Raw genomic sequence first — 23,228 nt, 5'->3', positions numbered from 1 at the left:
CCTCAGAAAATATCCACGTTCACGTCCAGACCGTCATGCAGAATCACGCGGAACAGGCTGTCTGCCGAATGGACCGTCTTGACCAGGTCGTCGTGCAGTTTCCTGTCAGAAAGGAGTATGCCCACAGTATTGTCCTTGGACTGCACCTTCGCGATCAGGTCGTCGAGATGCTTGGTTACGCCTTCCAGCTGGCCAACCAGCGCATCGGCATGGCCTATAGTCTTATCGGCGTTGGCAAAGAGATTGTCAATAGGCGGCTTCACGCCGTCAACAAGCGCGTCTACCTTGCCCATGACCTCGTTCAGGCTGGCGAGACTCTTCTTCAACTGCGGGTCGGTCGTGTTGACCATGGTCATCAGGCGGTCTTCCAGGTTTTCGGCCTTCGTGAGAAGCGTCCTGAAACGTTCCTGGAAATCGGGATTCGCAATCGTGCCGTTGAGGGCCGACTTCACGGATTCAAGAAGCACCTTCGTGCTGTCGCAGACCTCGCCCGCAAGGCCGAGCGCTTCGGCAATACCGGCGTCGAACTGGCCGTTGATGGTATCGCCCGGGGCAAAATAGGCTTCCTCGTCGCCGAGAATCATGCCAATCTGGCGTTCACCCATGATACCGATGTTCTGCACGCGGATTTCGGAATCCTTCGGAATCTTCACGTCGGTACGGAGGCGTATACGCACCACCACGCGGTGGCCGGCAAGGCTAATGTCCTCTACCTTGCCCATCTTGACGCCATTCACCTTCACGGGGTCATCGAGCACAAGCGTACTCACCTGCGTAAAGCGGAGATAGAATGTATTGAAAGTTTCGCGAGGATCCTTTTCGTTCAAGAAGAACATTCCGAACACAAGAATCACGATAGCCAAGAGGACAACGAGGCCAACGGAGAAGTATAGAGCGGAATTCTTTTTCATTTATCTTTCAATCTAGCATATTTTTGTACGCACATGTGCCGGAATCGCCACAAACAGGGCAAAAACTACCCGTCCACGTGCGTAATCGGGCTATTGTTCTCGATACCGTTCACATGACGGTCGAGCCAGTCGTAAAGGAGCGCGTCACGTTCCTCCTTCGGGAGCAGGAACTTCTCGCGGCCTTCCTTCTGCATGTACACGTCGAGGTAGGTCATGAGCACGCCACCCGCGACCGAGACGTTCATCGATTCGGTAATGCCGTACTGCGGCAGCTTGAACTCGTAGTCGGCATGCGCGAGCGTATCGGGGTGGTTCCCGTGGAACTCGCTCCCGAGGTAGAATGCCGTAGGCTGGCTCAAATCCAGGTCAAGCACGGAATTCGTGGTGTTGGTGCTCGCGACCGCAATCTTGTAGCCCTTCGCGCGCAGCTTCTCCATGCAGAGCATGCGCTTCTTGTACAGGTACAGGCTCATCCACTTGTAGCTGCCCTTGAGGATAGACTTGTTCACGCTGTAGGCGTTGTCCTCCTCGATAATGTGCACGTCCTGCAGGCCGAACACTTCCGCGGTACGGATAACGGCAGAAATGTTGTGCGGGTCGAACAGGTCTTCCAGCACCATGCAAAAATGCCTCGTGCGGCGGTCCACCACGGAGGTCAGCAGTTCCTTGCGGCGGTCAGTCACGCGCGCCAGGAGGGATTCCAGACTTTCTTTCTCTTTTTCGCTCATTTTGCCTGAGTCCTTGTATCTTCAAATATTATGGGAACGCTCTCGCGTTTCTGCTTCTCGCGTTCACGCTTCAGCCTCTCGAAGTCGCCCAGTTTCCATGGGGCTCCGTTCACCACGTTCTCGAAATCTATCACGTACTGCACGTTATCGAACGACTTGAGTTTCGCACTGTTCAGCATGGGTTCCTTGTCACCCCCGAAGTAGCGGCCCGAAGCCTTCTTGATATCCTTCACGATGTGGTCTATCTTGTCGTTCACAACGCTCTTGAACACCTGCATCTGCATGATGGAATTCAGCACGGAATTGCCCGGGAAAACGATGGCCGTCAACTTGTACCTGATTTCGTTTTTCGAAATCTCGTCCATGTCGAGATACGCAATTGCGGTTCCGTGCAGCGACCACCGAAGCACCTTCGCGTGCCCGTACCCGAAAAAGAGGTTGCGCATGCCGAGCTTCTGCCCCGCGCTATCTTGCAGGGCCCAGTAGAACTCGCCCGAAAGGCTGCGGCCGTTACTGCCGTTAAAATACCTGCGGTTCTTGCTCGTATATTCGAGAGTGTAGTTCGTGTTCAGGTATGCATTGATGAGATCTGCCGTAAAGGGCATGTTGTCGAACAGATAGCTGATGACGTTCTGGCCCAGCGGGAGCGTGCCCTTGTTCTCGTAGATGGCGCGGTACCTGCGGCCAAGCCTCGCATAGACTTCGGGGACCATCGGTGCACCCGGAGTGGGGGCAAACCCTCGCTTCGTTACCTCGTGGTACGGCGCGCAGAATTCTTCGTTGTACTTGAGATGCGGCCAGGGGTGCTTATCGCCGGCGGAACAACCGGGATAGTCGATGTTGAGGCAAGTCTTGAGACCGGAGCAGAGCGAGCGCAAGTCGTCCTCGTTACCGAGCTGTTTCAGGAGTCTGTTGCGGACAACCGAATCCGCCCCGAGCATGTTGTCGGAACCCGCAGCATGGGAGCATACGCCTGCAAGCATCACGAGCAGTGTCGCGACAGTCAAACGGGAAAGATATTCCGAAACGACCCTGAACATAGACTACCTGATATCGAGACTGTCTAGCGGGACAACCGTAAAGGGCTTCAGGGCCTCGAGCTTTGCGACCGGGCCCACTACGGATATCGTCATCTTGTCCTTGGCGTAGTACTTCGCAATCATCGCCTTCACCTGCTCGGCAGTCACGGCATTGATTTCCTTCACGTAGTCGAGGTAATGGTCCGGACTCTTGCCCAGCAGTTCATCGCCCGCAAAAATTGCCGCCGTCGATGACGGGGAATCGAACAGGCCGGGAAGGCTTTCCACGAGAGTCTTCTTCGCCATCGCGAGTTCCTCTTCCGTGGGGCCATCCTTCGCAAGTTTCTCGATTTCCTCGAACACGAGCTTCAGCGCGAACGCGGCGGATTCCACCTTCGTCTGCAGGCTGATCGAAATCATCGCCGTATCGCGGTAGTCGTTGCCCGCACGGCTGCTGATGTGGTAGGCAAGGCCCTCGTCGCTACGCACGCGCGTCATGAGGCGCGAGGCAAAACTGCCGCCACCGAGAATGAAGTTCGCGACAGCCGTCGGGTAGTAATCTGCATGCGGGCGCTTCACGAAGGGCTGGTTCATCGAGATATTCGCCTGCGTGATATCCTTGTCCACCACGTAGGTGCCCGGCTTGTTCAGGAACACGAGCGGCTGCGGGGCGCTATAGGGAGAAGGCTTCGCCTTCGCATCGGCCGACTTGCGAAGCGTCGCGAAGAATTCCTTGAGCATGGCAACCGCGGAGTCGCGTTTCACGTCACCCGACAGCGCGAACACGATGTGCTTGGACGCGAAGGTAGATACCGAAAGGCGCTTCATGTCATTGACGGAAACCTTCTTGTATTCTTCGAGAGTGGGGTCCCACAGCCTCGGGTTCGGGGCATAGTTGACCTTGGTCCTCAAGGCCGAAAGCACCTTCGCAGGAGTGTCGTAACGCTGTTCGTGGGAGGTCACGTAGTTCGTCTTCACGATTTCAAGCTGCTTCGCGTCGAATGCGGGAGAAGAAATCACCTTCCCCGCCATATCCAGCATGGAAGCGAAGTCCTTCGAAAGGCAATCTATCGAGAAACTGGAAATCCAGGTACCGGAGCTTGTAGAAAGGCCCGCACTGATAAACTCGAGCGTATCGTCAAGGGCGTGCGCCGATATGTGCGTACTGCCACCACGGCGGAACATGGCGCCTACCATCCCGGAGGCGGCAGCATCCTTGATGGTCGAAGCGACTTCCGGATTATCGAAATACACGGAGAGGTTCACCAGCGGGAGGCTAGAATCGGCAACGATGTAACCGGAAATGCCTTCGGCAATTTCTACGCGGTAGTCCTTCGGGTAGGGCGCCACGTACTTGTATTCCGGGTAGACAATATCCTTGTAGGATGCCGGCAACGCAGGACCCTTCGCAGTATCCGCAGGTGCGGCGGCCGCTTGCACGGGTGCTGATTCCACGGCCGGGGCGGGCGCGGGCTGCGCCACGGGTTCGGCGGACGGTTCCGGTGCCGAGGAGCACGCCACAATGCAGGCGACCCCACTCACCAGGCCAAACAATGAACTATAAACTTTTCGCATTGCTTATAATATAGTTTTTCCCAAAGTCAAAAGAATTTTCATATCAGCAATAAACATCTAATACCCGTAGCAGCGTCGGCCAAGGATGGGGAGGGTGCAGGGAGGGGCCCGTGCGGCCTTCGCAACTCTGAGCTGGGGCCCCTCCCGCATGTTTTTTATACCCCAAAACCTTTTTCCCACGGCGAATTACAAAAAGCCGGCATCTTCCAAGTTGGAGTATTGATTTTCGCGCCGACCCGCCCTTTTTTGAAAAAAGGCGTTATATTACTTATTGAGCCCCTCCGGTGGATATCAACTCGGTGTCGCAAACGCGAGCCGCCCGTCTCCAAGAGAGACAAATCCACCCGAAGGGCTTTTCTCTATTCTCCTTAAAACCAAGGGACGGCACGTGGTGTGCCGCCCCTTTGGTTTTAAGTTTTACAAGACCGTTCGTTCGTCGTTTCAGGTTTTGAAACCTACGGTTCCTCACTCACTTTCGCCTGCGACGACTCGTTAATACGAGTCGCCTACGGCTCACGAACCAAGGAACGGCTCGTGGTGTGCCACCCCTTTGGTTTTAAGTTTTACGAGACCGTTCGTTCGTCGTTTCAGGTTTTGAAACCTACGGTTCCTCACTCACTTTCGCCTGCGACGACTCGTTAATACGAGTCGCCTACGGCTCACGAACCAAGGAACGGCTCGTGGTGTGCCGCCCCTTTGGTTTTAAGTTTTACAAAAGACCGCGCGAGTCACGTCCGAAGCCAACATAAATAAGAGAGAGCGTCGCCACAGGCCCTTAGCTGAAACGGCCGGCGAGTTGCTTGCGGTGGCGGCCGCGCTCCGACACGACAGCCTCTATCAGGAACAGGAGGGCGGCAAGCCCGAGGAAAATCTGGTAGCGGTCCTGATAGTTTTCCATGCGGTCGGATGCCTGTTCCTTCTTCTCCATGCCCGCAATCTCGGTCAACACCTTCTGCAGCTGAAACTCGCCCGGGCTCGCATAGAAGTACAATGCCCCGGTCACGCTCGCGATTTCCTGTAGCGTTCCTTCCTCAAGGCGCGTCGTCACGATATTCCCCTGCACATCCTTCTTGTAGGCGACATCGCCGTTACGCGACTTCACCGGTATGGGCACGCCCTCGCGACTGCCGATACCGATGGTATAAATCTTGATACCCATCTCTGCCGCTTCCTTCGCGGCATTCACGGCGGCATCCTCGAGTTCCTCGCCATCGCTCATCAATATCATCACGGAATACTTGCCCGCGCCACCGGAATTCCTGAACAGGCTCATCCCCTTGCGGATGGCGTTTTCCAGGTTCGTGCCCGGCATGAGCCAGCCCGGATTCAGCTCCCGGAGCATCATCTGCACAGTTCCATAGTCAAGCGTGAGCGGCACCATCACCTGCGCCTCGCCGCTGAACGCGACCAGACCCACGCGGTCACCCGAGAGACTTTCCAGGAACGACGAAATCTCGTGGCGACTGCGCACCAGGCGGTTCGGCTTCACGTCCTCGGCCAGCATCGAGAGGGATATATCCTGCAACAGCACAAGGTCCAGGCCCCTGCGCTCTATATGCTCCATCTTGCGGCCCCACTGCGGGCGGGCAAGCGCGACAAACAGGAAGGCAAGCGCCAGCAGGAGCAAGAAAACCTTCACGAGCCTGCGCCACGGCGATACGCTCGTCGAGAGTTTCGGGAGCATCGAAAGCGAGACAAACCTTGCGGCAAGTTTCTTGCGACGGCGGTAGGCATAGTAGAACAGCAGCGCAAATAGCGGGAGCGTAAACAGGCACCACAAGAAGTTCGGTTCAGCAAAACGCATCAAATCCTCCGGAATCGGAAAACTGCGGGCACGCGTCCCGCGACACCCTGAATATACAAAAAACAGCCTTTTTTGCCCCGTTTTTTGCATTATTTTGCCCAATAATCACAAAAAAATGCTTTTTTCGAATAAATTGTTATTATTGTTAAGCAAAAGATATATTTTACTTATCGGGTAGTGATTATGGGAATAGACGCTTTTAGAATCGAAATCGACGTTATCAGCGTTATCGTGTACCTGATGATATGGTACGGCAACAGGGAACGTGCTGTCCTGGAGAAATCGGCACGCGCATTCCAGTGCCTTGTAGAAACATCCATCCTATTCAGCGTGATGAACTCGCTCGGGCTACTCGTTCCCGAATCAAACATTCCCATTATCAGGCTTATCAATAGTTTCAAGATCATCGCCTGTATCTGCATGGGCTGCTGCTGGTTCCTTTCCGTTTTCTACTCGACATCGGCAAATACCTACACGTTGCGCAAGTGGCTCATCCCCATCATAGGCCCGAGCGTCATCGTCAGCGCAATCGCCCTCGTCGACGCGCTGATGCACCTGACGGATGGACCAACCGACATGAATCCCTACCTATGGGCCTTGCTGAACATGCTTTCCATCCTCTACATTGCAGCGGCATCCGGACTCTGCCTAAAAAAGGCAAGCAAATGCACCAACAAGCTCCATAGGCGGTGTTTCTACATAATCGCTATCGTCATGCTCATCCCGCTACTCACCCTGATCCTGCAGGCGAAATTCTACGAGCTCCCCATAACCTCAACGGTATTCGTCCTCGTTACCCTGTTTATCCACATGTACCGCACCCGACAGCATATTACCGTAGACCTAACAACAAGGCTCAACAACACAAACAAGCTGTCGTCGTACCTGGAATCCATCACGCAGAGCCAGGACCCGGCCAAGAGGCTATTCCTTCTCAAGATAGAGATAGACAATTTCAAGGCAAGGAAAAAGAAGCACGGCAAGAAGGCCTGCGTGGTCGCCCTCCAGAAACTTGCGACATTCCTGCGCGAGCAGAGCGTCCAGCGCGGCACGTTTATCGCCCGCTACGGCAAGGCGACCTTCGCGATTGTTACCGAATGCAGCGAATTCGCAGAAATCGAGGCATTTGCAAACAAGCTGATTGCAGCAAGCGCATCGAGTACGGAACTCCTGCAGGGTCCGTGGCCCATCACGTTCAGCATACACTGGTCAGAATACGGCACATCCGAGACTCGCACAATAGACACGTTCCTGGACAAGGCCGAAAGCAACTGCATCAAGCCCGCCACACCGCTGTAACTACGGGATGCGCACGAAGCGCGTATTCGCGAGCAGCAACTCCAGCAGAATCAGGAAGGCGCCCGCCAGGAGCCACGGGTAGAACTTCTCGGCATACCGTGCGTAGGCGACCGTCTCGATTTCGGTCTTCTCGAGCTGGTCAATTTCCGAGTAGATTTCCTCGAGCTGTTCCTTGTTCTCGGCGCGGTAGAACTTGCCACCCGTCTTTGCGGCGACTTCCTTGAGGGTTGATTCGTCTACCTCCTCTTCGGGAGTGATGTCGCGTTCGCCCCACGAGATTTCGCCCGTCCAAGGGTTCTGCTGGAAGGCGAGAATCTTGCCCCTCCTCTTGCCTACGCCCACGGTATAGACCTTCACACCCAGCGACTGCGCCACATCTGCGGCACGGACCGGCGAAATCACGCTCGCATTGTCGCGCCCGTCAGTCAGGAGCACCACCACCTTCGATTTTGCCTCGGACTTCTGCAGGCGTGCAAGCGCGTTCATCAGGCCATCGCCAATCGCCGTGCGACCCGCGATGATGGAATCCTTCGCAAGCTCGTCCGTTGCCTTCAATATCTCGAGCAGGCTCCCGTAATCAAGCGTGAGCGGGCACTGCGTCACGGCACGGCTACCGAAGGCAGAAAGCCCAATACGGTCGCTGTGGCGCTTCTGGATAAAGTCCGCAATCACCCCCTGCGCGTAACCCATACGGCTATACTTCCAGTATTCACCGGAATTGAGGATGCGTTCGGCGTTCATCACCCCGAGTTTCGCCTGCTCCGCGCGGGTCAGCATGTCGAGCGTGCCCATGGAACCCGAAACGTCGAGCGCGAGCATGATATCCACACCATCTGTATTCGTGTATTCCACCTCCATCGCATTCTGCGGGCGGGCAAGCGCCACCACGAAGCAGCAGAGGGCCGCAAGGCGCAACACGGGCACAATGTGGCGCAGACGCACACGACGGCTCGGAACAGCCCGCTTCGCTATGGAAAGGGCAGGAAACTTGATGGTACTCTTGCGTTTGCGCTGGCGATATACGTACAGGGCTATAAGTACAGGAACAAAAACGAGCAGCCAGAAGGCTTCGGGATTCTGAAAATGAAGTGCACCAATATCCATTCTAAACTCCTAAAAATACCTGGGGCAGCAACCCCGCACGAAGAATATACAAAAAACAGCGCACTCACACCACAAAAAAAAACCGCAGCCTTGCGGGCCACGGTTCTCTTAAAAGAGTCTGCTAGTGAATTACTTCACGGTCACGGAGTGGATCTTGCCGTCGACGCGCACGAGGAACGTGCCCCTGTTGGCGACAGAGATGCCCTGCGTTGCACCGGAAATCTTGCCGGCCTTCACGACCTTGCCCTGCATGTTGAACACGGCGTAGTCGGAACCGACCTTGGCGCCAAGCACCTGGATCTGGGAACCAGAAGCGATGACCTTCGCGCTCGGGGCGAGAGAACGGAACACGAATGCATCCGTACCCGAGCCGCATTGGGTGGCAGGAACCGTAATACCGGTAATCTTCACCGGGTCAATCACCTGCTTATTGGCATCGAGGAATTCAATCGCCTTGATGGAGACAGAGCCGAAACCGCCCTTGGCGTCCTTGACTTCCCACTTGAGGCCCTTGACCACCTTGATGATATCTTCACCCGAGGGAGCGGTGGAAACATTGACCCAGTCAAGAATATCGATAGACTGGCTGTTGGTACCCTTGAAACCGAACTGGTCCGGAGTAAGGTCGTAAGTCACGGCCGTGTAATCGTCCGTAGGATCCACATAAATGCCAGGTTCAGCCCCCGCTTCGGCAGTTGCCTCGTTGAGGATTGCCATACGGATGGGGCCCTTGGTCTTGGCGGTCACACGGACATACTTGACTTTCAAAGCATCGAGGTTAACGCCCTTCTTGTCGTTGGAGAGGAACGACATGGCGATACCGGCGCTCGGGTACTTGAGTTCGCACTGAGCCGGAGTATTCTTGCACACATCAGCCTTGGCCTGCGTCCATTCCGGTTCCGGACCGATTTCCATGGTGGCCTCTGCAGTAATTTCGCAGCCGGTCTTGTAGAGCGGAGACGTACCCGAATCCGGAGACATCACGGTACCGATACCGAGCTTGTCGTGGTATGCACCCCAGTTCCAGAATCCGGAAACACCGACCGTAGAATCCCTGGAAGCCTGCTGCACGCCTTCGGCAGTAGAAACACCGCTGGCGAGGCTCGGGTCCGGAGTGAACTGGGTAAAGCCCGTCATGTCGTAGAAGTTGGGCATGTTACCCGTGATGAGGAGGAGGTAGAGGATGTTGAGAGTGGAGGGGTAGTACTTTTCACCGGAATTGCTGCCTTCTCCACAGCCGCTAGCAGTTTTGCAGCTCTTCAGGTTGGAAAGTGTCTTGTACACCGATTCCATGAAGTCCTTGGAAGCAGCGTCGTCAAAGGAAGACGCAGCCATGCCCATACCACCCGAGAAGGTAGAAGAGACGAAGTTGCGCTTTTCGGAGGTCACTGCCTGACCGCTTACAAAATAGCCGGAGTTGATGCCGCTAGCCGTACGGGCAGTCGGAATCATCCAGTCGTTAATCTTCTTGTTGAAGGCCTGTGCCTTGGTATCACCGTACCAGTAGTAAGCCCAAGCCATGCGCCACGGAGTACGGGCAGCATCGTCGAAGAAGCCCGGATCTTCGTCCTGCGCAACAGATGCACTTGTTTTGGTCGGCTTATGGTCTCCCCAAGAGCACCAGTCAGGCACGAGGCCGGACTTACTGTTCTGGCAAGCGTTCAGGTCGGTATAGGCTTGAGAAATCACGTTATTCCAGGAACCGCCAGCAACCTTCTGGAACAGGGCGAAGTTCGCAGTAGTCGCATAGCTCGGGTTGAAAGCGTCGTTCCAGGCGTTACCCGGCTTAATCTGATTGTTGTTGATATCGTTCGAAGCAATCCAGGTAATGAGCGAATTGGCTTCGCTGAGGTAACTCCCGCCCCACTGCTTGGACGCCATGACAAGAGCGAGAGCAGCGTCGAAGTCCGCGTCAGATGCAGAACCAGTCCCGCCACTACAACCGATACGCCAGTTCATACCGCCATTTCCATTCACGGCATTATTTTTCCAGGTTTTGAAAAGCTTGTCGAACATGCTCTGTTCGTCCATGTACACGGTAATCAACATACCGTAGGCAATAGCTTCAGAAACCGTAGAGCAGGTACCTTCGGGAGCAAGCACCCAGGCACTTCCATCGCCCTTATCCTGGTACCAGGCCTGCTTCCACAGATTGAAGTGGTCCTTGATGACCTGGGTATCCGCGAACGGGATCGTGTAGCCGTGAGGGCTCTTCATGTTCTGCGGGAACGGGAACGAGCCCGCCATGGCAGAAGTTGCGGCCAGGGCGGCCACGCACACTGTTGCTTTAAAGAAGTTTTTCATCAACATCCTCTTTTTTTGTTGTTATTCCCACCCATCTAAAATATAATTTGATTGAACAAAAACCGCCACCCCAATCATGTAATAAATAACTTGCACTGGGCGACAAAAAGTTCCGATTTTTCGCAAAAATCGGCAAACACAGTAAAGATTTTTAAACCTTTGCAGAGAGGTGTGAGCGGGAGCACACCGGAGCAGAACTATCTTGCCTGCTCAAGGCGCTTCTTGCGCTTCTTGTTCCAGACCTTGAACTCCATGTAGAGCGTGCTCACCGTGTAGACGAACAGCATAAAGAGGAGCGTGTTCTTGGGAGTGTTCAGGTTGCATATACCCCAAGCAATCGTGATGAGCGGCAGGTGGATTAGGTAAGGGTAGAAACTCGCGCGGCCCACCTTGCGCACAATGCCGATGCAGAAGAACCACGCCATGAATCCCTTGCCCGAAAGGAGCGAGAGCACGAACAGCCCGTAGATGAACACGGCGACGCTATGGTGGATAAAGTAGTTTACGCCGGGATTGAACGAGGGCGACATGAGGAACAGGCTCCCGTAAAGGGCGGCAAGGAGCAATGCCTGAACGATTCCGCTCACGTAGTCCTTCTTGAGGAACTCGAAGAAGCCTTCCTTGTACAGGCGGAAGATGACCATGCCGAAGATGTACTCGAACACGCGCACGGGGGCGAACATGTGGAAGAACCTGTACTTTTCATCGTAACTGTCGAACCAGAGGTTGCCCGAAAGCCCGAAGAACACTGCCCACGCGATACCCGGGACGAACACCGCAAAGAAGAGGATCCAGAGGGTGCGGCGATTCTGCCTAAAGAGCCAGCGGCTGAACCACGGCGTGATGGCATAGCACATGAAGAAACTCGTGAGCGACCAGCTGGGTTCATTGAGTTTCATGCCCAGGTCGGGAACGATGGACCACGTAAGCGAAAGATGCAGGAGCAGGCTGCGCCAGGGGTGGAACATCTTCGCGAGCCCCGCCGAGGCGCAATCGACGATTTCGCCTGGGCCGGGCAAGTGCGTGTAGCCGCTGAACTTGAACACGAGCACCACGAACATGAGGAGGGTCATGAAGAAGTGGAGCCGGTATAGCTTCGCTATGCGGGCGAACATGAACGGGATTACCGGTATGCGGCGTTCCGGGTCGCTGAACTTGCTTGCAAAGAGGAACCCCGCGAACACGTAGAATATGCCTGCCGCAAATGCCGGGGCGGTAAAGACGGGCATGAGCCAGGTGTTGTTCGCCATGTAGGCGAGCGCGTTCGAGCTCCCCAGATGGAGCATCACAATGTTTATGCTCGCGAGAAGGCGCAGGCCATCAATCGCCGGAAAGTAATCCGGCTTTTTCGCACCTGTGTTCGGGGAATTCTCTGCCATCGTGGCCCAAATGTAGAAAAACCGCTACTTGAGCAAGACTTTCTGCAAGGCGACTTGGCTACCGGAGACAACGCGGACAACGTGGAGACCGCCGCACGGGATTTCCAGCGAAAGCCTGTTCGAACCTTCGACCGCCTTGAAATCCACAGTAGCGACAACGGATCCTTTCGTATCGACAACATCGACCCGCGACCTGGCTCCGTTCAGGCCTGCAGATGCGTCAAAGAGAACCTGCAAGATTCCGGCATTCTGCGAGATGCGCAAGCCCTGCAACGTGCTCGCGACAACCTTCCTTGCAGACTTCGCCACACGGATGTTCGCGGACTTCGCCGTCGTGGAAAGCATCACCTGCAATTTTTCACCATCGTGCATTTCGGTAGTCACGCCATCGACCGTCACGAACACGCGAAGCCCGCTCGCGAGAATTCCGTCGATACCCGCAAACTTCAGGTAACCCACACGCGCGCTTGTCGCCGAAAGTTCCACGTTCCATTCGTATGCGTCTTCGCCCAAAGCCTTCACGCTCTTTGCCAGGCGCCTGCCCGCATCCACGATGCTGAGGTTCACGCGGTTGCCCATGCCGGCAGGCGGTTCTTCGGAATCCCACGCAGCCTTGCCCGCGCCGAGCATGTTCCAGCTGTCCATCTTGCCGCTTGCGTCGGAGAGTTCCACCTGCAACGCCCAGCCGTCGGCGCCGGCCGCCTTCGCAAGCACGCCCTTCTTGTTGAGCGACTTCACATGAACTATTTCGCCATCCTCGTTCACGAAATCAACAAAGGCCGGCGTTGCCGGAAGACTCCAATCCATCTCCGGACCGCGATTGAGTTTTACCCACACAGCCTCGTAAGGCTCAAGTTCCTCCACAGCTTCAGGCGGGTCGTACTGACCGGTTTGCTTGTTCCAGCGCCAGAATTCCAACTCAGGCTTTTCATCCCGATTTTCCTGGCCAGCAACGCCAATCTTCATCTTCCAGCCATAGGGGTTGGCCACCATGTTCCAGCCGCTGTTCACGCTATCAAGATGCCACACGGCCTGGCCGGTAAACATTTCGTCCTTAAGAACAAGCGGACGGCCTTCAAGCGAGTGATACCAATACCCCCTCACGTGTTCCGGGGAGTCCTTCTTCGTAAACTCCTTGTACTGCCAGTACTTGCCATAAATAGCGAATTCGTCCCACCAGTAGAACACCTCATTGTCATTCCACTCGTATTTCTCGAAATCGACATTCGAAAGCGCAACCATCTGCCAGCAGTCGCCACAATCGTTCTCGATTACGTCTTTCACCTCGAAAGTCCATTCGCGCACGTCCGGATTATCGCCTTCCCCGTTGTATATCTTTGCGACTACATGGTACATGCCCGCGGCAAGCGGGTACTTTTCCCACGTGAACACCTCGGGCCATCCGCCATTCGGGAATTCCATCAGGGTATCCAGCAGCGGTTCGTCGTTCAAGTTCTCAAGCATCACGCTCACGAAGGGCGCTCCCTCCTCGTTCACGAAATCATCCGTCTTTACGGCTAGCTGTATGGCATTTCCCGACCAGAACAGCGCCGGGTAGACAACCTCGACTTCTTCCTGTTTCTCGCCATCGTCTTCCACGCCGTTTATATCCTCGAAGCCCGCGGGGAATATGGCAAGCGCAATCGAACGACTTTCTGTAAGGGCATTGGCATTCTCACCCAAAGCCTTTTCAAACCGGGCATTAAGCGATTCCCAGTTCTCGCCCAAGCTAAAGTATCCATCGCCATCCACGGGAATGTCCATACCCGCAAAAGCAATCTTCTTCAGTTCAGTTTCGTTGGTTGTAAACGTCATCTCGGCGCGGACCTTCCAGCCCTTGAAATCGCTGCCGTCCGTTGTCACGGGGTTGCGCGAGAAAATCTGCATCACCTTGCCCGCCCGGAGCGAAATGGGCTGGCTTCCGCCGGAGTAGCTCATCATGTCGATTTGCGAGCCCTTATTCTTGACTGTTTCGCCATCGTAACTGATGAGTTCTACGATGGTCTGGTCGTAATCGATTCCCTTCCCGAAGAACGCATAGGCAATCTCTTCGGTCGTTTCCTCCTGCGCCTCGCCCGGCATAAGCTTAAAGGTGTAATCGTCGTCGTACGCCTCGTCCGCAGAGAACCTCTTGTACGGACCGTTGTCGTTCGAACTTTCCCAATGAACAGGGTCGCGGTCAGCATTCGGCTGTTCTAGACTAGCCGCAAATTCGAGCCACGCCGTATTCGTGATTGCTCCAGATTCATCCGTCACGAACTCGAACTCGTTAGTACCCATCCGGTAATTATTAAACTGTCCAAGCATGCGCTCCTCGCTTTCGGTAAGGCATCCCGACTCGATGCAGTCAAGCATGAACACAATCCTGTGTACGTTCAAATCAACCACCTCGTCGGAGCGGTTCCAGTCAACATCGAAATAGAGAGTCTGGTGCGTGTCGTCATATTTCCACGGGACGTCCCCGCTCGTCAGGACTCCACCGATATTGTCCAGGATATCGATGAACTTCGCCGACTTCATGTATGTAGTATCCAGCACACCATTCGGCAAGTTTCCCAGTTCCGGGTCATCAAACGTATAGGATTCCTCGACAAAATTTTCCGTCGCGCTAATACGCCCCATCGCATTGCGGTAATTGCCCAGAGCAACAGGGTCATCGCGCCTCACATTTTCATATTCGTCGCCCACGAGTTCCTCGGAATAGAAAGGCATGGTGCCGGCCTTGTTGAACTCATCCGTAATGGTAGTGTTCTCTATCCCGTAACTGTTCAAATAGTCCCCCACGACCATGCCGGCAAAATAGCGGGTCACGTCCTGCTCGTTCGCAGAATAATGGAAGTTGGCCCTAGCGGACACTACACCAGGATCTTCGACAAACCTGATGTACCCAGCACCAAAGCCCTGTACGCAATTGCCAGAGTTGCAGATGATATCGGCCAAGGCGGTGTACGTCCTTTCCACATAGAACCAATCGCACTCATCCACCTTGCCGATGAGACCGCCCACGTAGTTTATACCGTCACCATCCGCATAGTCCGTAAGCACCATATTTTCGAGGCCGACCTGATGCAACTTGACCTGGGTAGTGACATGCCCGACGATTCCACCCACGTAAGCATCCCTATCAGGGAGCGAACTGTCGAGATAAGAGGTTCCCACCGAGGGACTATACGTAATATAGACATCCTGGAGCTTTGCCGATACGACTTCCAACTTTTCGACATAACCCACCAGACTGCCGATGCTCGCGTTTGGGGTACTAAAGGATTCGTTATCGTTCAACTTGGGTATCGCGTTGAGCACAATGGAATATCCGTAAAATTCGTTTACCGACAGGTCCCTAATAGATGCGGCAAGGACCCCGGCCATCGGAGCGTTCACGACCGCATTACCTATACGGACCCTGTCGACAGAAGCGTCGTTCTGGGTCCACCCTAATAGGCCCGCACTGATTAGGGATTCCAGGCGAAGATTTTCAAAATTAACGTTCTTTATAGATGTAAGAAGATTCCCGCCAAAGGTTGCTTCGGAGGCTCCGCCAATGTAACACACCCCGCGTACCGTAAATGCGGAATCGCCAGCACTCGTCAGAGAAACCTTGCCACTGCTGCCGAATAGGAACGGATAGAACGCGGTGGCACCGGACACGCACACTTCACCGTTGTCGTCGTAGCCGCCAAACTCCAGATCCGACGTGAGGATAATCTCGCCAGGAGGAAAATCTACGGAGAACAGTTCCTGCAATGCGGAATAGGCAGAAACTGTAGCAGCGGAATACCACCATTCAAAGCACTGTTCATCGCTATCAGGAGCGTAACCGGCACCCTGTTGCGAAAGCTGGACCAGGTACTCGTCTTCGGCGACAGGGACCTTCTTGACGCAATAGACCCTGGACGCACCTTCCTGCTCGTCCGAAAGGCCCGCAGCCCAGGGGGTCGCTACGAGAATAGAAAACGCCAACGCAACAGCTGTCCTAAAGAGGGTAGATTTCCCGGCCATCTGGAAACTCCTGTTTTACTGTATGCAAGTAAATGTATAATAAATGGAACGGGCTCGCAAACAAAAAAGAAAGGCCGGGAGCAAATCCCGGCACAGATTACAGGCAAGACGGCCTAGCGTATCACGGTGGACATGTTTATGGACTGCGTGGAGCCCTTGAACTGCCAGGAGACCTGCACGTTCACCTGCTTGGCATAGACGTGGCTAACAGTCTCTAGGTTCGATTCGTTTGTCGCCGTGTAGTCTGTCGTAGGAGAAACCGTCAAGGTCGGAGTATAAGCAATAGTGGAGAATCCACCACCGACCTTTTCTCCACGATCCCAGGTGCGAGAAATCGCAGGCAACTCCAAGACAAGATTATTGGCCTCGTCAATCGTACCTTCGTCCCCTTCCGCATGACTCGTCGGGTCGGGAATGGACGCGATGCCGATACGGTTCAGGGAATCGATGACCTGCTGTGCGACCTCGATGGCGCCGTCACGCCCACGGATACGGAGCAAAGCCTCGCGGTTGCCCGTCTGCATGTGGAGAATCGCCATGTACAAAAGACCGAGAACTACCGCGGAGATAAGCACCTCCGTGATACCGAAACCTTTCTTGCTCTTTATTAACTTATCCATAACACACCTACGGTTCAAACCAGGATCCGACCGCGCCGCTATTATAACTCAACTCGTAATACATAGAGAACTTTGTCGGGGACTTGATTGAAACCGCATAACGGTCGGTACCACCATAACGCACCATGAGACACGACGTTGGAATCGGGGATACCCCTATTTTCGGAACGAGAGTCACGACGGTCGCCGGTGTCGTCTTGGCACCAGTCAAGTCCGGACAATTTTTATCCGTAACAAAAGCGTTCGACGATTCAAGAGTCATCTCGTCAACCGTATCACCAAAATTGGTACAAATTCCGTTACCATCAACAGCATTGCACTTGTAGAGCCTCAACGTCTTATTGCCGCTTTCAACATTGACTGCCAGTTTCTCGTTCAACCGCGTAGCCTCGTTCGCCGCCCGCTGCATGAAGGCGGTCACGTTGATACCGGCGTCCTTGATTCGGCTGTTCGCAACCGCACTGCGCAGGCTAGCCACCCCGATACCGGAAAGAATGCCCATGATGGCGACCACCACGAGGACCTCAACCAGGGTAAAACCGAGCTTTCTAGAACAGTTGACCATATTTCCTAGACTCCGACAAAACAACAATCCATTGACACTCAACAAGTTAGCAATTTCACGAATTTTCAGGGTACAAAAATCCGGAGCCCGGCGCCAAAACGGGACCGGGCTCTTTCTAATATATATAAAATTTCGGCAAAAGGGTAAAAATTTATTTACCCGTAAGAAAAAAGTGATTATTTCTTCTTTTTCTTGCCCTTTTTCTTCAGTTCGCCGAAGGTGGACTTGCCGTTGTAGCAGGTCACGGCGCCCTTCGCGCACTTGGACGGGTAGTCGGACCGCTCGTTCTGGAACACTTCCTTCGCAATCGCCTTGGCGGCCTCGTTCGTGCCATCAAGGTAGGTAATCGTGTACTGGATGTCGGTATTGCGGGTCCAGACGAAAACCTCGGCATTGAGCTGGAAATCGTGGTTGCTGCCCGAAATCTTGAAACCGTAGGGAATTTCCTCGATAGAGAACAGGGAAAGGGTGGGCGGTTCGAATTCCAGGTCGTCCCAGTCGGCATCGAGACCTTCGTTGCGGGCCTTGAACCAGCCGGCAGGGTCGCCCTCCATGGCATCTTCCATAGCCATATTGATGGAGGAAGCGTAGCTATCGCGGAGCGAGGCAAGCTGTTCCTTGAATTCCTTCTCGTTGTCGTCTGCAGAGAAGGCGTTTATGGCAAGAGCCATGACAGCGGAAATAAGCACTAAGTGTTTCATGTTCCTTAATCTAGCAAATTTTTCCCGGAATGGTTCTTTTTTGTAAGATTCTGCCGAAAAATGCCTTGACAAAAGGACAACAAACGGAAAAATGGCGAAATTTCCTATATTTGGCAGGCACACCTGCCCGGGTGGTGGAATGGTAGACACTGGGGACTTAAAATCCCTTGGGGGCAACCTCGTGCGGGTTCAAGTCCCGCCCCGGGCATTAACCTTGGGAATGACCATGATCGAATTTTACCCGAACAGCATCTACTACCCCCGCGAAGCCGTGGAAGAAAAGCTCGCGAAGGGTGAACTCGAACGCACCGAGAAGCACCTCATGGGCTGGACGGAACGCCACCGCGGCGAAATCTGGGACTGCGCCCGCGACGACTCGGAAAACCCGAGCGACGAAGTGCTGCTCGACAACCTCCGCGCCCTGCTGCTGTGCAAGGGAAGCCTGCAGCCTGCCGCCGAGATGGGCGACATGATCCGCGAAATCACGAAGGAAGTTTGGTACCGTAACGAAGACGCTCCCGAGGCTCCCGACCAGGTTGCCGCGGAATGGCGCGCGAAGTACCTGACCAAGTGGCGCGAGGCCCGCATGTTCGAGGCGTTCATCCTCATCGAGAAGCGCACCGAACAACTGCTGAAGATTCTCAAGGGGTAGTTCTTAATTAATAAACGGCGCGGAAACGGATGGGGAGCCAGATTTCGGTCGTGCCGTACTCGCTTTTCCTATACCGCCAGTAATACTCGATATGCCTCTGCAGGGTGTCCTTGAGGCTCTCGTCTTCGGCGTTCGTGTACTCAATCTCGTTGCACGTGATGCGCCCGAGCGAATCGATGGTCATGCGGATGCCCACGATGACATCTTCCGCATCGCGGTGCTTCTTGAAGTACGGGCGCGCAAGCCAGTGGAGTCCCGCCGCACGGCCCGAAAAATACGTAGCCACTTTTTTGATGTCGCGATCCGCGCTGTTCTCGAGCACGAGAATGCTTTCGCTGTCGGGCATCACGACGCGCCCGGTAAACGCCTTCGGTTCCTCGGGTGCAGGCTGTTCTTCGACAGGCGGTTCCGGAACGGCTACCGTGAACAACTCCCTGAAACCGGAATAGAAGAGGAATATCGCCAAGGCAGCGACTACGACAAACGAAAAAAAGTAAGGGAGCAACTTCTGCATACGGCCTACTCGATGGCCTTTACGCAAAGCTGGATAGTTTTCTTGTTATTGAAATAGTTCCACGTGGGTTCAAACACGATGGAGACCTTGCGCGAACCGCCCAGGAGAGGCTTGCACTTGCGAAGCCCAAACGCGATAGCCGAGAACGAGGGGCTACCCGCCTGCGAGATTTCCATTTGGAGGTGTCCGCCGCGGAGTTCCTTCACCCGATGGACGGTCACGCCCTCGGCACGGAACACGGGATACGGGAAGTTTCCCCCGAACGGTTCCATCTTGTCAAAATAGTCAAGCACCGTCTTCTCGATGCGGTGGCGCGAGCCTTCCACAATCAGTTCGCCGAGCGCCACGTCGATATCGTAGGCATGCGGCTCGTTGGTATCGAACGCCTCGCCGGTATAGCCCTGCTCTTCGGCAGAAGCGGCCAGGCGTTCGCGCAGTTCGGGAATCTTGCCGGCAGGGAGCGAGAAGCCCGCGGCGTTCGCGTGCCCGCCCCAGCGCTCAAACAGGTCGCGGCATTCAAAGAGCGCCTTGTGCCAGTTGAAACCGGGGACCGCGCGCGCACTCGCGTGCGCCATGCCCTCGTCAATCGAGAGCACCGCGGTCGGGCGGCAAAATTCCTGCGCCAGCTTTGCAGATACAATCCCGATAACGCCCACGTGCCAGCCGGCGCCATCCACCACAAGCACCTTTGGAATCTTGTCGCCGTAGATTTCCTTCACGCGGGTAAGCGCCATGTCGGTAATTTCCGCTTCCTTCGCCTTACGCTGCGCGTTCCATTCCTTCAGTTCCGCCATCAGGTCCGGAGCGTTCGCCACGTCGGTACACATGAGCAACTTGAGCGCGGGGTCCGGCTTTTCCATGCGGCCGGGTGCGTTCAGGAGCGGCGCAATCTTGTACATCACGTCGATGCCGCCGACCGCGCTCCCCGGTTTCATGAGCGAGGAATACAGAGCCTGCACTCCGGGCAACTGGCTGTTCTGGAGTCTTGCAAGTCCGGTCTTGGTAAAGAAGCGATTTTCGGGAGTCATCTGCACGAGGTCGGCAAGCGTCCCGAGGGCAACAAGTTCGAGCAAGTTCCTGGGAGATTCCATCCCGAGCCGTTCGAACAGCGCGCATATAAACTTGTACGAAACCCCCACCCCGCAGAGTTCGGGATTCGGGTACATGTCCCCCTGCTGGTGCGGGTCGAGCAGCACGTCGCACGGAGGGAGCGCGTCCCCCGAGGGCTGATGGTGGTCAATAACCATCACCGACATCCCGAGTTCCTTCGCGCGGGCGATTTCCACATTCGCTGTAATGCCCGTATCCACGGTCACCAGGTTGCGTGCACCCGCATTGTACATTTCTTCCACGGCGGCAATGGAAAGCCCGTAGCCGTCGCCGAACCTGTTCGGGAGCCTCCACTCCGACTCAATCCCTATCTGCGCGAAGCACCTCGAAAGGAGCGTCACCGAGGTCATGCCGTCCAGGTCGTAGTCCCCGAAAATAAACACCTTCCCTTTCTTCTCGCGCACCGCAAGAATCCAGCTCACTGCATCTTCCATGCCCTTCATGAGCCAGGGGGAAAGTTCTGCACCGCAGCCGTCGTCCAGAATCCGGTTTGCCGCAGATGCGGTACGGATCCCTCTGGATACGAGAAGCCTCGCTACCAGATGCGGGATTTCCAGTTCCCGCGCAAGCGTCGAAGCTACGGTGTCGTTCATTACTTGTAACCCTCGAAAAGCTTTATGGCGAGCGACTGCAGGCACATCATCGCAGTACTGCGGCGGCTCGCTATCCTTTCCATAGTTTCTTGCACAGTGGCAAGCGCCATCTCGAGTGCATCCGCATCTACCCGCGGGAACGCATCCATGTCCATACCCGCCATGGTATCGGGCAGGCGCACCGCCGCACCGGACTGCTTGCGCAGGATGTCGGCGATAAGGAACGAGAGCACTTCCAAAAAGCCGTTCGCCTCAGAGACTTCGGTCAGGTCGTTTTCCGCAAGCTCCTCGAAAAGCGCGCTATAGTCGTTCTTGAGGCTCTTCACGATAAAGTCCGACGCCAGGCCGCAAAGCGCTTTCGCATTTTCCAGATAGAAGAACGCCTTGCCGGGAGACCCGAGCGAAAGCCCTATCACATCACGGGACACCTGATCCTCGTCGGCATCGTCGCCCAGCATGCGGAGGGTTTCCTCCTTCACCTCGGCGTCGGTAAGCGACGACAGGTGAATCGCAAGGCAACGGGAACGTATCGTCGGGAGCAGCCTTTCGCGCGAGGCCACGGTCAACACGAAGTACGTATCGGGCGGGACCTCCTCGAGCGTCTTGAGGAAGGCATTCGAGGCGGCATCGTTCATGCGGTCCGCCTCAGCGACAATCACCACGCGGGTACGGTCGCCCTTCATCACGAACGTCGACTTCATGGCGCGGATGAGATTCACCGAAATCTCGGCACCCGCATCGAAGATGTCGGTGCGGTACGGGTTAGCAACAATCTGCTCGATATAGCCCTGCTTGATATCCTGGAGCGTCTTCGCGCGGCTCCCCGCCTTCACGTCTTCGGCGGACTTGGCCTGCGCCTCGGCGGCCGTAAGCGGGAACACCCAGTTGTCGGCGGCTCCCGGGTCGGCGGCCATCTTGCAGCCGAAGCACTGCCCGCACGGGCGCTCGAACATGTCGGTGCACTGGAGCGCCTTCGAGAGTTCCATGGCAAGCGCCTTCTTGCCAATTCCCGGAGTACCGTCAATGACGACCGCCTGAGGGAAGCGGTTCTCGCACAGCGCCGCCATCAGGCGGATGCGCTGGCGTTCCTGCGACGCGGGACCATTTAAGCGATACTTTATCATTTCGTCTTCAACCACTGTAGCGGATCCACCGTCTGGGTGCCTTCGCTAACTTGAAAGTACAATTTAATTCCATTTAGACTCGCGATATCGCCCGCCTCGCCAATTTCTTCGCAATTACGCACCTCTTTTCCCTCCTGCACGCGAATGGAGCGCAGGTGGCCGTACACGGAATACGTACCCCCCTCGTGCTCGATAATCACGGAAGGGCCTCGCCCGTCAATTTCTGCGACCATCACGACAGTCCCTGCCGCAGCGGCACGTATGGCGGCCCCGCGCTTGCCGCGAATCTCTACGCCCAGGTTGCGCGTGGCGATATGCAATACCGGATGTTCCTGCAGGCCATAGTTGCTTATGATTTCGCCTTCCAGAGGCATGCACTTCGGCCCCTTGACCGAACCCGCGATAGTCTTCTTGGGCTTTTCCACGACCTTCTTTTCTTTCTGCTTTTTCTGCTTCGCCTTCCGGGCGGCCTCGGCCTTCTTCGCTTCCTCGATTTCCTTCTTGCGCTTCGCTTCCAACTTCGCGATAAGGGCCTGCATCACCTTCTGGTTGCGTTCGAATTCCTGCAGCGCGCGCTGTTGCATCGCCTTGTCGTGCTTGAGGTTCAGGAGCATGCGCTCCTGGTTGCCCATCTGGCTTACAAGCCCCTTCTCTTCCCGCGCCTTCTTTTCGCGCAGGCCGTTCAGTTCCACCAGGTGCTCTTCCGACTCTCGCTTTTTCTCGTCGCGTTCCGTAACCATCGCCGTCAGGATTTCCACCTGCATTCGGTCCTCGTTCAGCACGTGGTGCACCCAGTACGCCTGCCGCCTCGGGTCACCTTCGCGGGAAAGCAGCCGGTACAGGACTTCCGCCTCGCTGTAGCGGCCGTTTACATACAACTTGCGCACGCGCACCTTCATAGCTTCCTTACGCACGTGGATTTTCTGGTCAAGGGAATCTATATCCCGCTTGAGCTGTTCCACCGCCTGCTGCACGAGTTTCTCGTTTTTCGAAAGTTCGGTGATGTAGACGCGCGTCTGGTTCAGGTTCTGGTCCAAAAGCGAAATCGTATTCAGCACGCCCTTCTCTTCTGTTTCCAGGAGCACGAGTTCCTCGCGCTTTTTCGCAAGGTCGGACTCAAGCTTTTTGAGGGCGTTGCGCTGCTCCTTGATCTGGGCGTCCGTCTTTTTCGGGGCAGCACCCGCAAGGCCTACAAGCAAGCAGAGAAAAACGACCAGCAGACGCATG

At 55.4% G+C, this 23,228-nt stretch carries 18 protein-coding genes and 1 tRNA gene; 3 read left to right on the top strand and 16 right to left on the bottom strand.

Annotated elements, in window-relative coordinates; all coding sequences use genetic code 11:
• Positions 1-2: 2 nt before the first annotated feature.
• From BUB22_RS07300 to BUB22_RS07280, 5 genes are all read right to left on the bottom strand, one after another.
• Complete coding sequence (locus tag BUB22_RS07300; RefSeq protein ID WP_072807836.1) at positions 3-911, bottom strand: MlaD family protein; 909 nt, start codon at positions 909-911, stop codon at positions 3-5.
• A 65-nt stretch (positions 912-976) separates the two neighbouring features.
• Positions 977-1,639, bottom strand: coding sequence for a TrmH family RNA methyltransferase (locus tag BUB22_RS07295; RefSeq protein WP_254794673.1), 663 nt, complete (start codon positions 1,637-1,639; stop codon positions 977-979).
• Positions 1,636-2,679, bottom strand: a complete 1,044-nt coding sequence (locus tag BUB22_RS07290; protein WP_073114548.1) for a hypothetical protein — start codon at positions 2,677-2,679, stop codon at positions 1,636-1,638. Before BUB22_RS07290 ends, BUB22_RS07295 begins: the two co-directional genes overlap by 4 nt.
• 3 nt (positions 2,680-2,682) lie before the next feature.
• Positions 2,683-4,233: a M16 family metallopeptidase gene (locus tag BUB22_RS07285; protein ID WP_083535443.1), complete on the bottom strand. Its 1,551-nt coding sequence runs from the start codon at positions 4,231-4,233 to the stop codon at positions 2,683-2,685.
• A 775-nt stretch (positions 4,234-5,008) separates the two neighbouring features.
• Positions 5,009-6,037 (bottom strand): vWA domain-containing protein, encoded by a 1,029-nt coding sequence (locus BUB22_RS07280; RefSeq protein ID WP_073114586.1) that lies wholly within the window; start codon positions 6,035-6,037, stop codon positions 5,009-5,011.
• A 183-nt stretch (positions 6,038-6,220) separates the two neighbouring features.
• Between BUB22_RS07280 and BUB22_RS07275 the strand changes: the two genes are divergently transcribed.
• Complete coding sequence (locus tag BUB22_RS07275; protein ID WP_073114547.1) at positions 6,221-7,336, top strand: GGDEF domain-containing protein; 1,116 nt, start codon at positions 6,221-6,223, stop codon at positions 7,334-7,336.
• Here BUB22_RS07275 and BUB22_RS07270 read toward each other — a convergent pair whose 3' ends face one another.
• The 7 genes from BUB22_RS07270 to BUB22_RS07240 form a co-directional block, all read right to left on the bottom strand.
• The gene (locus BUB22_RS07270; RefSeq protein ID WP_073114546.1) at positions 7,337-8,440 is read right to left on the bottom strand and encodes a vWA domain-containing protein; all 1,104 of its coding nucleotides are present in this window, start codon (positions 8,438-8,440) and stop codon (positions 7,337-7,339) included. It lies immediately after the preceding gene.
• 129 nt (positions 8,441-8,569) lie between these two features.
• Complete coding sequence (locus tag BUB22_RS07265) at positions 8,570-10,744, bottom strand: glycosyl hydrolase family 8 (protein WP_254794672.1); 2,175 nt, start codon at positions 10,742-10,744, stop codon at positions 8,570-8,572.
• 197 nt (positions 10,745-10,941) lie between these two features.
• On the bottom strand, positions 10,942-12,123 hold the full coding sequence (locus tag BUB22_RS07260; RefSeq protein WP_073114544.1) for an acyltransferase family protein: 1,182 nt from the start codon (positions 12,121-12,123) through the stop codon (positions 10,942-10,944).
• A 24-nt stretch (positions 12,124-12,147) separates the two neighbouring features.
• Positions 12,148-16,122 carry a hypothetical protein gene (locus BUB22_RS16100; protein WP_083535442.1) on the bottom strand — a complete coding sequence of 1,325 codons (3,975 nt, stop codon included), beginning with the start codon at positions 16,120-16,122 and terminating at the stop codon, positions 12,148-12,150.
• A 113-nt stretch (positions 16,123-16,235) separates the two neighbouring features.
• Positions 16,236-16,742 (bottom strand): type IV pilus modification PilV family protein, encoded by a 507-nt coding sequence (locus BUB22_RS07250; protein WP_073114543.1) that lies wholly within the window; start codon positions 16,740-16,742, stop codon positions 16,236-16,238.
• A gap of 7 nt (positions 16,743-16,749) precedes the next feature.
• A complete protein-coding gene (locus BUB22_RS07245) occupies positions 16,750-17,307 on the bottom strand; it encodes a prepilin-type N-terminal cleavage/methylation domain-containing protein (protein ID WP_073114542.1) in 558 nt (185 codons plus the stop codon).
• A gap of 176 nt (positions 17,308-17,483) precedes the next feature.
• Complete coding sequence (locus BUB22_RS07240) at positions 17,484-18,008, bottom strand: hypothetical protein (protein ID WP_073114541.1); 525 nt, start codon at positions 18,006-18,008, stop codon at positions 17,484-17,486.
• A gap of 125 nt (positions 18,009-18,133) precedes the next feature.
• Here BUB22_RS07240 and BUB22_RS07235 point away from each other — a divergent pair.
• Together BUB22_RS07235 and BUB22_RS07230 are read left to right on the top strand one after the other, a co-directional pair.
• Positions 18,134-18,216, top strand: a tRNA-Leu gene (locus BUB22_RS07235).
• 18 nt (positions 18,217-18,234) lie between these two features.
• Positions 18,235-18,660 (top strand): hypothetical protein, encoded by a 426-nt coding sequence (locus tag BUB22_RS07230; RefSeq protein ID WP_139258829.1) that lies wholly within the window; start codon positions 18,235-18,237, stop codon positions 18,658-18,660.
• 7 nt (positions 18,661-18,667) lie between these two features.
• Here BUB22_RS07230 and BUB22_RS07225 read toward each other — a convergent pair whose 3' ends face one another.
• From BUB22_RS07225 to BUB22_RS07210, 4 genes are read right to left on the bottom strand one after another with little or no spacing between them, the layout of a single operon-like run.
• Positions 18,668-19,174, bottom strand: coding sequence for a hypothetical protein (locus BUB22_RS07225; RefSeq protein WP_073114540.1), 507 nt, complete (start codon positions 19,172-19,174; stop codon positions 18,668-18,670).
• Between the two features lie 5 nt (positions 19,175-19,179).
• Positions 19,180-20,877 carry a single-stranded-DNA-specific exonuclease RecJ gene (recJ, locus tag BUB22_RS07220; protein ID WP_073114539.1) on the bottom strand — a complete coding sequence of 566 codons (1,698 nt, stop codon included), beginning with the start codon at positions 20,875-20,877 and terminating at the stop codon, positions 19,180-19,182.
• Positions 20,877-22,001, bottom strand: a complete 1,125-nt coding sequence (locus BUB22_RS07215) for a DNA polymerase III subunit delta' (RefSeq protein WP_072808008.1) — start codon at positions 21,999-22,001, stop codon at positions 20,877-20,879. The genes recJ and BUB22_RS07215 overlap by 1 nt, the downstream gene beginning before the upstream one ends.
• Complete coding sequence (locus BUB22_RS07210) at positions 21,998-23,227, bottom strand: murein hydrolase activator EnvC family protein (protein WP_072807822.1); 1,230 nt, start codon at positions 23,225-23,227, stop codon at positions 21,998-22,000. Before BUB22_RS07210 ends, BUB22_RS07215 begins: the two co-directional genes overlap by 4 nt.
• Position 23,228 lies beyond the last annotated feature (1 nt).

The sequence above is a fragment of the Fibrobacter sp. UWCM genome (assembly GCF_900129735.1).
Taxonomy (GTDB): Bacteria; Fibrobacterota; Fibrobacteria; order Fibrobacterales; family Fibrobacteraceae; genus Fibrobacter.
This window is presented reverse-complemented; position numbering and strand designations above follow the sequence as displayed.